General features: G+C 55.9%; 3 protein-coding genes. All 3 read left to right on the forward strand.

What is annotated here, in order from left to right; all coding sequences use genetic code 11:
• Positions 1-140: 140 nt before the first annotated feature.
• The 3 genes from Poly21_RS22440 to Poly21_RS22450 are packed head-to-tail and all read left to right on the forward strand — an operon-like array spanning position 141 to position 12,687.
• The gene (locus tag Poly21_RS22440; RefSeq protein ID WP_146409263.1) at positions 141-5,552 is read left to right on the forward strand and encodes a non-ribosomal peptide synthetase; all 5,412 of its coding nucleotides are present in this window, start codon (positions 141-143) and stop codon (positions 5,550-5,552) included.
• The gene (locus Poly21_RS22445) at positions 5,549-7,309 is read left to right on the forward strand and encodes an NAD(P)-binding domain-containing protein (RefSeq protein ID WP_146409264.1); all 1,761 of its coding nucleotides are present in this window, start codon (positions 5,549-5,551) and stop codon (positions 7,307-7,309) included. Before Poly21_RS22440 ends, Poly21_RS22445 begins: the two co-directional genes overlap by 4 nt.
• Positions 7,285-12,687, forward strand: a complete 5,403-nt coding sequence (locus tag Poly21_RS22450) for a non-ribosomal peptide synthetase (protein WP_302120198.1) — start codon at positions 7,285-7,287, stop codon at positions 12,685-12,687. Before Poly21_RS22445 ends, Poly21_RS22450 begins: the two co-directional genes overlap by 25 nt.
• The last annotated feature ends 67 nt before the right edge of the window (positions 12,688-12,754 follow it).

Raw genomic sequence — 12,754 nt, forward strand, 5'->3', positions numbered from 1 at the left:
GGAGTTCCCCCACTCTTGTTCGCCGTTTTGTGGGCTACATTAGGAGGTCTGGGTAAACCGTGCGCGGACGGTTGCGATAATGGCGGCTAGCCAATGGGGGTTGGCCGTATCCGATGGCCCCATTTTCATATAATTGGCTCGTGGACTACGAAACCGGAATCGAATTGCCAACGCAAGTGTCGGACGTTTGGACGCCGAGTTCTAATGAGGCTTCCAATGTGTCGACGCTCGTGCACTATTGCCGAAATCACGCGCGTGGAAAGACTGCTCAGCTGCCCGCGTTCACGCATGTGATTGGGGAACCAGGCGAGCATGAGCGGCTGAGTTTCCGGCAACTCGATGCTCGAGCCCGGGCGATCGCGGCAGAGATTCAGCTGCGGGGTGGTGTGGGAAAACCTGTGCTCGTTGTGCTCGACCCGGGAGCGGATTACGCCGCCTCGCTGTTTGGTTGCTTGTACGCGCGGGCGATTGCGGTGCCGATCTATCCCCCGCAGATGCTGCGTTTGCAGCACACCCTGCCGCGGCTCAAGGCGATCATCGAGAATGCGGGTGCGAAGATCATGCTGAGCGACCGGGCGACGATTGGCGACTCCGTCAGCTCCCTGTGGCAGATGCCCGACGATGGCGCCATTGCGGTGGATGAGATCGGCATCGCGGATGCCGATCGTTGGGACTGCCAACTGCCCAAACCCGATGACGTTGCGCTGCTGCAGTATACGTCGGGATCGACTGGCAACCCACGCGGAGTCGTGCTCACGCACCGCACGTTGCTCAGCAATCTATCGGCGATCATTGAACGCATTCATTTTGATGGTGCCCGCAGTGTGCAGTGGGTGCCGCCCTATCATGACATGGGATTGATTGGGGGGATTCTGTTGCCGATCTGTCGAGGTGTGGAAACAGTCATCATCTCGCCTGCGGATTTTGTGCGCAATCCCCTGCTATGGCTGCGTTGTATTGACTACTACAACGGCTCAAGCAACGGTGCGCCGAACTTCGGCTACGAATTGTGCGTGCGACGGATTGATCATGCTGAATGCGATGGGCTGGATTTGAGCTCGTGGAAGGTCGCCGTTGCGGGGGCAGAGCCGGTTCGCGCGTCGACGCTCCGTCGCTTTGAAGAAAAATTTGCGAGATATGGCTTCGGGTCAGGTGTTTTCTCACCAGCCTACGGGATGGCCGAAACCACCGTGATGGCCACAGGATCCCGGTTGGGAGAACCTTACAAGACATTTCACGCCGATGCCGAAGCACTGCAGTTGGGGGAAGTTCAGCTGGTGTCGCCGAGTTCAAACCGGCTGCAACCATCGATCAACAATCCAAATCGGACCACTTCGTTGTTCCGACCTGACGGCACGGTACCGACGTTGGAACTCGTGAGTTCCGGTACCCCCATCTCTGGGCTTGACTATGAAATTGTCGATCCGCAGACGCACCAAGTCTTGCCGGACGGTCGTGTTGGAGAAATCTGGATACAAGGCAGTTCGGTGGCCTCGGGATACTGGCGTGACGAGGAGGCGACAGAGTTCGCCTTCCGAGCCAAACTCGCTCGGTCGCCAGACGAAAAACTCGCCCGCGGGACAACCGGAAGCTATCTGCGTACTGGGGATTTGGCGGCGCGAGTCGAGGGCGAGTTGATCGTAACCGGCCGGCTCAAAGAGTTGATCATTGTCGCTGGGCGTAACTTCTACCCTCATGACATCGAACAGATCGTCCAATCGACCAGTGAAGCTTTCAAACCGGACACTGGCACTGCTCTGAGCATTGATAACGGTGAGAGTGAAGAGATGGTGGTGATCCAGGAACTATGGCGCCCCAAGAAATTTCCTGCCGCTGAATTGTTACCCCTCGTAGTAGCGGCGATTGCCGAGCAGGCTCAGGTCACACCTCAGGCCGTCGTGCTCGTCCGGAGCGGATCGTTACCCAAAACATCCAGTGGCAAGTTACGGCGGACCGACACGAAGAAGCTGTTCCTGGACGGTGAACTGATCGAGATCGCGCGCTGGGAATCGGGGGACTTGCGATCAGCACCCGCTGGCGAGTTCGATGCACCTCGCACTTCGACTGAAAAACGCATTGCCGACATTTGGTCGCGCATCCTCGATATGGAGACGATTAGTCGCGATGATGACTTTTTTCATCTAGGCGGTGAGTCGCTGTTGATTGCGAACATGCTGCTGGAAGTCAGTGAGCAGTTCTCGACTTCGGTTCCCATGTCGGCACTGTTCCAAAGTCCCAAGCTAGTGGATTTTGCCGCGACCGTGGATTCGCGTAGTTGCGATGAAAGGTCATCGGCGACCATCTCGTCAACGGGAATGTCCCTGAGCGACAAGCACCCGCTGTCGACGGCGCAACAGCGGTTCTGGCTGCTCGATCAGCTTGGGCAAACAAACGCATTCATCCACGTTCCTATCAGTATCCATCTCGATCAACCGATTTCAAAGGCGCGTCTCGAAGCGGCCTGTCAGCGTATGCTGGATCGGCATCCCATGCTGCGAGCCCGCATCATCGAAGGCGATGGGGATGTCTGGCAGACGATCAGTGATGCCGAGGCGGTTCCGATCGAGAGCTTCGACGGCAATTCACACCCCGAGAACGAGTTGGCCTCGGCATCGCGTGATTTTTTGACGGCGCCGTTCAATCTGAGTGACGCACCGCTGATGCGGGTGGCGACAACCCTCATGCCGTCGGGCGGCAGCCGGATCGACATGGTGTTTCATCACCTCGTCTGTGACGCGAGTAGTTTGCAAATCTTGCTCGGTGAACTGCAAAGCTATTTTGCGGATGATGCCAGTGAAATGCTGGGCGGCGGAGCAGACGGCAAACCAGCGTCCGCGATGCACTATGTTGATTTCGCCGCGTGGGACCGGGGAAGCTCACGCTGTACGCTCAACCAGTCGCGACTGAATTACTGGATCCAGCGCTTGGCCGGCATGCCTACCGAGTTGAACTTACCCCAACTCGGTTCGCTCAGAGAGGGAAGGCAGGCTGCCGCAACCACGTCCGGTCGCGGTCCGATATCAGCGTCCATCTCCGAATCGATCGCTAAGCGGATTGATCAGTTGGCCACGTCATTGCAGATGACACCGTCAATGGTGTATCTGACTGCATATGAGTTAGTGCTGGCAAGATACAGCAATAGCACGGACTTTGGCATCACGATCCCCACATCGAATCGCCCGTCTTCGGATCTTCAAAACACGATTGGCTGTTTCGTCAATCCTATAGTTTATCGAGCCCAAGTCGACCACGAGCGAACCGTCGCGGACACACTATCGAACACGCGTACCTCGCTGCTGTCTGATCTTGACCACGCCGACGTGCCGTTTCAAGATGTCGTAACGGCCACAGGCGGCAGTCGCGATCCACTGCGGATGCCACTCTCCCAGGTGATGTTCCTGTATCAACCTCCAGTCGCATCGATCACTCACATCGGTGATGTCAACGTCGTCGCCGTGAGTCCAGACTACTCGGCTGTCACTGCGTACGACCTGTCGCTCATCATCCAACCGGCAGTTCAAACCGAGTTAACGCTGGTCGTTGGCGAACAGGTTTCTCGTGATCTGGGTGAGCGAATTTTGGCGTCGATCGAAAGCGTGATTCACCAGTTTGCAGAAACCATCGATGCTGTGGATGGACCCACCACCGTGGTTGCTGAGCGAGGAGTCAGCCGCGACTTTTCGCCCGTGGATCTTCCCGCCAGACTAACCACCATTTCTGCAGCAGAGAAAGACGTCATTGCAGCTGCCGAGCAGGGCACGACGCTTGGTCGCGACACTGACGAGTTCGTAATTGACCGACTGCGTGAGCATGCTGCCCAGCAACCTAACGCGATCGCAATTCGAGACGATCAACGTGGTCTGACCTATCGTGACGTCAACGAGTTGAGCGACTTAATTGCGGGGGCTCTGCTTCGCGAAGAGGTGTCTGCGCGTTCGCTCGTGGCACTTGAAATGCCGAGGTCGGTCGATGCGATTGTTGCCATCATCGGGATCTGGAAGGCTGCTGCTGCCTACGTGCCAATTGAACTGGATCTGCCAACTCAGAGGCGTGACCAGATCATCGCTGACGCCGGACCCGTGCTGGTGCTAAACCAGGTCCGTTTTGATGCATGGACCCAGGGCGCCGAGCAATCTGAGGTCGCTGCCAATTCGCTTCCAAACCATGCCTCCGATTTAGCCTACGTGATGTACACGTCTGGGTCGACAGGTACACCGAAGGGTGTGGCGATTACGCATGGCAACCTATCTAATCTATTGGCCTCTTTCGCGGATCAGCCTGGCCTGACAGCAACGGACTCAATGTTCGCCGTGACGACGATGTCGTTTGATATTTCGTTGCTGGAGATGTTTTTGCCGCTGTGGTGTGGAGGTCATGTTTGCATGACGGCGCATCGTATTGGTGATGACCCGGAATCGGTGATCGAGGCAATTGCGCAGTCGAGACCTACGGTGATTCAGTCAACGCCGTCAGGTTTCAGAATGTTATTGTCCACGAACTGGCAACCCGCCCCAGCGACGCGGTTGTTCTGCGGTGGCGAACCGTTACTTCCCGACTTGGCACGCGACCTGCTCGCGACCAACTGCGAGCTGTGGAATGTTTACGGGCCGACCGAAACAACCGTGTGGTCCATGATCAAACGCATTGAATCGGCAGACGATATCACGATTGGCCGTCCTATCGCAGGCACAATCTGCCGAGTGGTTGACCGTCACGGACAACGCACACCGTTTGGTGTCGCCGGCGAGTTGGAGATTGGGGGGGCAGGCGTGGCAAGTGGCTATTGGCAAAATGAAACGCAAACCAATCAACAGTTTTTTACCGATCAAGGTACGAGATTCTACAAAACTGGCGACCATGTTTGCCGACGGCCCGATGGCGACCTAGAGTTTTTAGCCAGGAGCGATCGTCAGATCAAACTGCGCGGTTTCCGGATCGAACTCGACGAGATTGAGTCGGTATTGCAACAGTGCGACGGCGTCGACCGTGCTGCTGTGGTACTGCGTGAAGGCGACGTTCCCGGTGGCAGCCGAGTCGTCGCGTTCTGCTGCGGTCCGGGGAGCGTGGCGAGTACCGTTGATCAGTTAACCCTTGCGTTGCCTGACTACATGATCCCAGCGAGCATCGTATGGCTAGACAGCCTCCCACAGACTGCCGCAGGCAAAACCAATTACAAGTCGTTGCCAATCGATTCTCAGGAAGGATCTGATAGCAGTAGTTTACCACCGCAGACGCCATTGGAAGTTGCCTTGGCCGAATTGTGGTGCGAGGTTCTCGGTTGCCAAACGGTAGGACGCCACGATCACTTTTTTGATTTAGGCGGCAATTCCTTGATGGCGGCTCAACTGTTTGCGCGATTGCGTCAACGTTTTGATGTGCAGTTACCGCTAAAAGAAGTTTATCTACGACCCACCATTGCTGCGTTGGCCGAGGCCATCGTCATGCACCAGGCCGAAACCGAAGAGGACGATCTCAATAGCCTGCTCGGCCAACTCGACTCACTTTCGGACGACGAAGTTATCCGTGCTCTCGACGAGACATCTCAATCATGATCACACAAAATCAAGAACGCGAAATTGATTTCCTTGTCATTGGTGCTGGACCCGCCGGTGTACAGTTAGGTTATTTTCTGAAAAAAGCCGGCTACGATTATCTGATCCTCGAAGCGAATGATCGTCCTGGCACTTTTTTGGAGAAGTACCCCCGGCACGGAAAGCTACTGTCGATCAACAAGATCCACACCGGCTACACCGATCGTGCTTCTCAATTGCGATACGATTGGAATTCATTGCTATGCGATGACGACGAGATGGCGTTCACGAAGTACTCCAAAGAATACTTTCCGAGTACGTTGGATTACGCCCGCTACACGCGAGACTTCGCGGAACGCTACGACCTCGATATCCAGTTCAACACGCGTGTCGAGTCGGTGGAAAAGGCTTGTGGTGATGACGAAGGCTACGTGCTCCGCGATCATCACGGCACGATTTATCGCGTCCGCTGTTTGGTCGTTGCTGTGGGGGTGCAGAAACCCTACATTCCTGAGATCCCGGGCATCGAGCTGACCGAAAACTACATGGATATGTCGTTGGATCCTGATGACTATGCGGGTCAACGTGTACTGATTTTGGGCAAAGGCAATTCCGCATTCGAGACCGCCGATCACCTTACCGCAGCGACACGGGTGACTCATCTGTGCAGCCCCAGCCCCATCAAGATGGCTTGGCAAACACACTTTTTCGGCCATTTGCGGGCAATCAATAATAGTTTTCTTGATACCTATATTCTGAAAGGACAGAATTCGGTTCTCGACGCGACTGTTGATAGCATCCAAAAGGTGGATGGTGAGTACCACGTCGAAATTACATTTTCGCATGCCGAGGGCCAGCGAGCTTCGCTCGCTTACGACCGCGTCCTGTGCTGCACCGGATTCCGATGGGATCCGACGTTTTTTGCTGATGATTGTCGTCCCGATATGGGCTGCGAAGATCGTTTGCCTGCAATGACGAGTGCCTGGGAATCGACCAATTTGCCAGGCGTATTCTACGCTGGGACGATCACGCAGATTCGGGACCTTAAGAAGACGATGTCGAGCGTATTGCACGGCTTCCGTTTCAACACGGCGGCATTGTTTAATATTATTGCTGAGCGATATATGGGCGCACCGCTGCCCGCCGACCACTTTTCGGCAACAGCCGAGGAAATAGCAGACAAGATTACCGCACAGGTCAGCTCCGCGGCTGGATTGATGCATCAACCTGGATTTCTGGGTGATTGTCTCGTGGTGGATGATGAGACCGGCGAGGCCAGATATCACGAGAACTTAGCGGTCGATTACATCCTCGATAGCGATTTGAGCGGCAATGCACATTACTACATCGTCACGATGGAGTATGGCGAATTTGACGGCGATATTTTCAATAAACATCGTGTCCCCGACGCCGCGAAGGGTTATGACGATGCGTATCTGCATCCCCGGATCCGCCGGATGTGTCGCGGCCGGTTGCTCGCCGAACATCACATTTCCGAGTCCCTTGAGAATGATTGGCGAGTTGGTGAGCACCCTGGTGAACGCCCTCTGATTCGCGCGATCGACTTCATCGGGCAAGCGGATCCGACAGACTATCAGCGTACTCATCGCGATCAATTGCTCTGTTTCCTGAACCAGCAATTGGCAGTCGGCTCGCCGTCACCGAACGAGTTGTCTGACTCCGCGGAATGCACCTCGAGGAGCCCAAACGCACCAACGACGATGCCTACGTCCATTCATTCGACAGGAAACACATGTCCGATATCCAGAAACGGCTAGCCTCGCTCTCGCCGGCAAAGCGGGCATTGCTTGAGAAAATGCTGCTCGAGCGCGCGGGGGCACGGAGCTCCCACATCGTTCCACGTCCGGCTGGATGTGACGAGCAACTTTCCGATGCCGAGCGTCGATTGTGGTTCGTTGATCAAATTGCCAAGGATGATCCATTCTACAATATGCCGCTCGCAGCCCGACTGCGCGGTCCGCTCGATCGTGATGCGCTGCAGCAGGCTGTTGATCAATTGGTCATCCGGCACGAGTCGCTGCGTACAACGTACCACCTCGTCGATGGCGAGCCACAGCGAACCATCCATGCTGACATGCGTGTTCGCTGCGTTTGGTTTGACATATCGGCCAGTTCAGATGTTGAGGCTGAGCTGAAACGACGCATGCGCGTGGCAGGTCGCTCACCCTTTAACCTTGAGCACGGACCATTACTGCGCGTCACCGTTTACCGGACCGGCAATGACGAACACGTTATACTGCTCGTCATGCATCATATTATCTCCGACGGTTGGTCGATGATTGTGATGCTGCGTGAGCTCACGCTTGTTTACGAAGTGGCCCGAACCGACCTAGCAGCCAACGCATCAAATTCGCCAACGCTCCCGCCATTGTCGATTCAATACGCCGATTTCGCCCATTGGCAACACGAGCGGATGTCGAGCGACCGCATCGAGTCTCAAATGGATTATTGGCGATCGGCACTCGCGGACGCTCCCGGTGTGCTCGATCTGCCGACGGACCGAGCACGTCCGGCGATCCAGGATTTCATGGGGGCAACGGTCGAATTTGAATTGTCGCTCGACCTGACCAAGGCAATCAATGATCTCGCGATGCGACTCAATACAACGGCGTTCGCCGTGCTGATGGCCGCTGAGGCTGTCCTCCTCGGTCGGTATTCCCGCAGCCGAGATGTGGTGCTCGGTACTGCGTCGGCTGGACGGGTGCATCCCGAGATCGAGCCGCTCATCGGTTTCTTCGTCAATACTTTGGCGCTGCGAATTCGTTTGGATGATGCCCCCACTTTCGCTGACCTCATTGGGCAGGTTCATCAGCGAACACTAGAGGCTCACGAGCACGCTGACGTCCCGTTTGAACGACTTGTCGAGGAACTCGCGCCGACGCGTGACCGTAGCTTTTCACCGATTTTTCAATCGGCACTGGTGATGCAGAATTTGCCCCGCGACATCAGCGAGAAAGGCAGTTTGGAGGTGTCACCCATTCTCGTTGATAACGGAACTGCTAAGTATGATTTGACATTCTTCCTATGGAAGGAATCCGAGCAGTTGATCGGCCATGTTGAGTATCGATCGACGCTGTTCGATCGGGCAACCATTGGGCGTTTGATCGATTCATTTCGTACGTTATTGATCGCGGCAACCGAGTCCCCGGAGACCTCGATCGACCACTTGCCGATCCTCTCACACGACCAATGCGAACAAGTCATTGAGACCTTCAATAGGACGGAAAAAGCCTATCCAGCACCCTACCTATTGCACGAATTGGTCGAATTTCAGTCAGCGAGGTTTCCCGATAAGGCTGCGGTGATCCATGGCGATCAGACCGTCAGCTATCGTGAATTGATCTCGCGCGCTGATTGGTTTGCTGGGCACCTGATAGCGATGGGAGTTGAGCGTGAATCGGCCGTGGTTATTTCTTTGCCACGATCGGTGGACCTGTTTGCTGCCGTCCTGGGAACGCTCAAAGCGGGAGGCACGTTCGTTCCGGTTGATCCTACTCTGCCCGCGGCACGCATCGAGCAAATCTCTGCTGATACCGCTGCAGTCGCCGTGGTGACTGCGGAATGGATTGCCGCTCGCGGTCACGTGTCGAGCACTCCGGTGTTTCCACATGTCGACCCAGGTGACCGCGCGTACGTCATTTTTACCTCCGGATCCACCGGGCGTGCCAAGGGCGTCGAGATTGAGCATCGCGGTATCGTCAATTTCATTCGCGCCCAGATCGATCGCATGGGGCTTTCTTCGGACGATCGATTTAGCTTCGGATTCTCTCCTTCCTTTGATGGGGCGATCTCGGAAATGTTCTACTCCCTCGGTGTGGGTGGGACGAGTATTGTGCTGGATCAGGCAACGCTGCTGGTGCCAGATGCACTGACGGATATTCTTCATCATCAGAGCGTTAGTGTGGGCAAGTTCCCACCCGCTTTGCTCTCGATGCTCGATCCCAAGAAATTGCCCAATTTGCGCACAGTGGCCTCGGCGGGGGACAAACTCAGTGGAGAGCTCGCTCGCCGCTGGATCACTGGGGGCCGGCGCCTCTTCAATGGCTATGGACCGACCGAGGTCTCCGTGGGCTGCTCGATGATGCCGCTGCATGAAAATTGGTCGAGTGAGAAGCCACCGATCGGCAGCCCGATGCATAACATGCGCATGTACATCCTGGATGAACATCGCCAACCGTTGCCGATCGGTGCTACGGGTGAAATCTACATCGGCGGACGCGGTGTTGGCCGAGGCTACTTAAATCAGCCCGAACAGACCGCTGCGGTGTTCCTGAAGGATCCCTTTGCTTGTGATGCCAGTCCTGGTGAATCGGACGCCCGCATGTACCGCACCGGCGACCTGGGACGGTGGTTGTCAAACGGCGTGGTTGAGTTTGTCGGTCGAGCGGATGATCAAGTCAGTCTGCGGGGCTTCCGCGTTGAGCCTGGAGAAATCGCAGCGACCCTCGAGACGCTCGATGAAGTTCGGCAAGCCGTGGTGATCGAGCGAAATGATAGCGACAACCCGCAGCTAGTTGCCTATATTGTCCCACAACGAAACGGATTGAATCAGTCTTACGCTGCACAACTGCAGTCGGAGCATGTCACGCAGTGGCGGAGCCTGTTCGAGCAGACACACCGACTGGCACCACCCGTACTCGACGCATCGTTCAACATCGCTGGTTGGGTCAGCACGTACACCGGCAATCCGATTCCGGCCGACGAGATGCGACAGTGGACAGACGCAACCGTCTCGAGGATCCGTGACCTGCAACCACGCAATGTACTGGAAATCGGCTGCGGCACCGGACTGCTGCTCCTGAGACTCGCCGCGCATTGCGATAGCTATGTGGGGTCGGACCTGCTGGAGTCATCGCTTGAGAACATTCGCGGGGAACTTGCCCGCCGGCCTGAATTGAGCGACAAAGTCACGTTGCATCAAGCTAATGCGGACCAATTTGATCATCTTGCTGGTCAAACTTTCGACTGCATCGTTCTGAACTCAGTCGTCCAGTACTTCCCCAGTATGGACTACTTGTTTCGTGTGCTCGACGGCGTGCTCGCCCACTTAGCACCTGGTGGCAAGATTTTTCTGGGCGACTTGCGCAATCTGCGGCTGCAGTCCGCGATGGCTGCATCGATCGAAGTGCTTCACGCCGATGACACGCTGTCGGTAGACGAACTCCAGCATCGAATCGCTGCCAGGATTGAGCATGAGGAAGAGTTGTTGCTCGATCCACGCATGTTCGATCATTTGACAGCATGGTTTCCCCGGATCTCTGCCGCAGGAGTCATGTTGAAAGACGCGGCTGTGACGAACGAACTCGGTCGTTTTCGCTACGACGTCGTGTTGCAGACCGATTCGCTTGACTCTCCACCGAGGGTGGAAAACATCGCTTGCGATCCGACTCGAAGTCTGTCGCAGCAATTTGATGGTGAAGCCAAACATGCCCGCTACACCGGCCTCCTCAACCAACGTGTGGCGCTTGATTGCCATTTAGCGAAACTGATCGAGTCGCTTCCCAAGGCAACGACTGTTGCCGAGCTGAAGGTACATTTGGAGACGCACGCTCAATCGCAATTTTTACACGAACCCAACGATTTGATCGCTGATCGTCCTCCGATTGGAACGAGCGATCGCGGTGCGATCAACAACAAGAATGATCACCCCGCTCCTGAGCGTGCCATCGCAACTTGGAATGACGCTGACCCCGCCGCATTTGACATGCTCGTTGACCGTGGTAACGACATCACGCCGGTGTTGTCGACGATCACCGACGAGGCGTCGACCTCCCCGCCACTCGATCTTAGCGTGTTTGCCAACAACCCGATCGGTACCGAATCGTCGCGCCGGTTCACCCAACACCTCCGCGATGAGTTGACCACGCGGTTACCGGCCTACATGATCCCTTCCGCATTCGTCGTTCTCGACGAACTACCGCGGACGATCAATGGGAAAATCGATCGGGCTGCACTGCCGCGTCCCGCTGGTCGACCGGCATGGGCGGGACACTTTGAGGCTCCCGCGACACCGACTCAGCAGACGCTGGTGACGATTTGGGAAGAGTTACTCGACACGCGCCCGATCGGCATTCAAGATGACTTTTTTGATCTCGGCGGTCATTCCATGTTGGCTGTGCGGATGACTAGTGAAGTCGAGCGTTTGATGGGCAAACGTTTGCCGCTGGTGGCGTTATTTCAGAATGCGACCATCGCCCATCTATCCGCACTTATCGATCAGGATGAATTGGCAGCGTTAGGATCGACACTCATTCCGCTGAGAATGAGCGAGCATACGGCTCCGCGTGAGCTCAATGAATCCTTGCCGCCACTGTTCTGTATTCATCCAGCGGGCGGGACCGTGTTTTGCTATTTGGAAATGGCCCAGCACCTCGCTTCGGGAAGACCCGTCTACGGAGTCCAGGCTAACGGGATCGACGGCAATCAGCCGCCCCATGAGACGCTCGCAGAAATGGCCGCCCACTATGCCCGCGTGATCCGAGAGGTTCATCCCGAAGGCACCGTGCATGTCACGGGCTGGTCCTTGGGTGGCAATATCGCGTTTGAAGTCGCCCGACAACTTGACTTGCGAGGAACGCCGGTGGGTGTGATTGCGTTGCTCGATTCAGGGCTCTTGTCACCTGAGGACGATTTCCGCGAAGAAGACTTTTTACCTTTATTGTCAGCGTTGTTTCCCGGAGCGATGAATTTGGACCTGGAGGAAATTCGCCAGCAGAGCCAGGCTGATCAACTTCAATTCTTCGTCGAGCGAGCTTCGCAGGCAGGGATCGTTCCCGACGAATTGAATGATATTGTCGCCACCAAGAACGCTCCGGACGCCGCGCACGTGTTCGGTGTGTTCCAGTCCAACGTCAAAGCCGTCCACGACTATGTAGCCGAGCCATTCGCTGGCGATGTTCATCTGTTTCGACCGCGCGATCAAGGCAAGACCAACAACCTGTTTGATGATCCATTGTTGGGATGGCGTGAAGTCACACGAGAAACCTTTGTTCATGAAGTTCCCGGTGACCACGCTCACATGCTGCAATCGCCCGCTGCTGAAGCGGTCGCTCAGCAGCTCGACGAGCTCATGTCAAAAAACGAAACCGAGTCAGTATGTGAGAGTAATCCTGTATTACAAAGACTCACCAATTGATCACGAAGCGAAAGCTGCAGACGGATTCTTTGCTCGATGGTGTCGACCGTCGGCGCTGCTCGTAGTC

The sequence above is a fragment of the Allorhodopirellula heiligendammensis genome, assembly GCF_007860105.1.
Classification (GTDB): Bacteria; Planctomycetota; Planctomycetia; order Pirellulales; family Pirellulaceae; genus Rhodopirellula; species Rhodopirellula heiligendammensis.

Excerpts from the sequence above, each read along its gene's own strand:
- Poly21_RS22445 (WP_146409264.1), top strand. The coding sequence starts at position 5,549 with ATGATCACACAAAATCAAGAACGCGAAATTGATTTCCTTGTCATTGGT.
- Poly21_RS22450 (WP_302120198.1), top strand. The coding sequence starts at position 7,285 with ATGTCCGATATCCAGAAACGGCTAGCCTCGCTCTCGCCGGCAAAGCGG.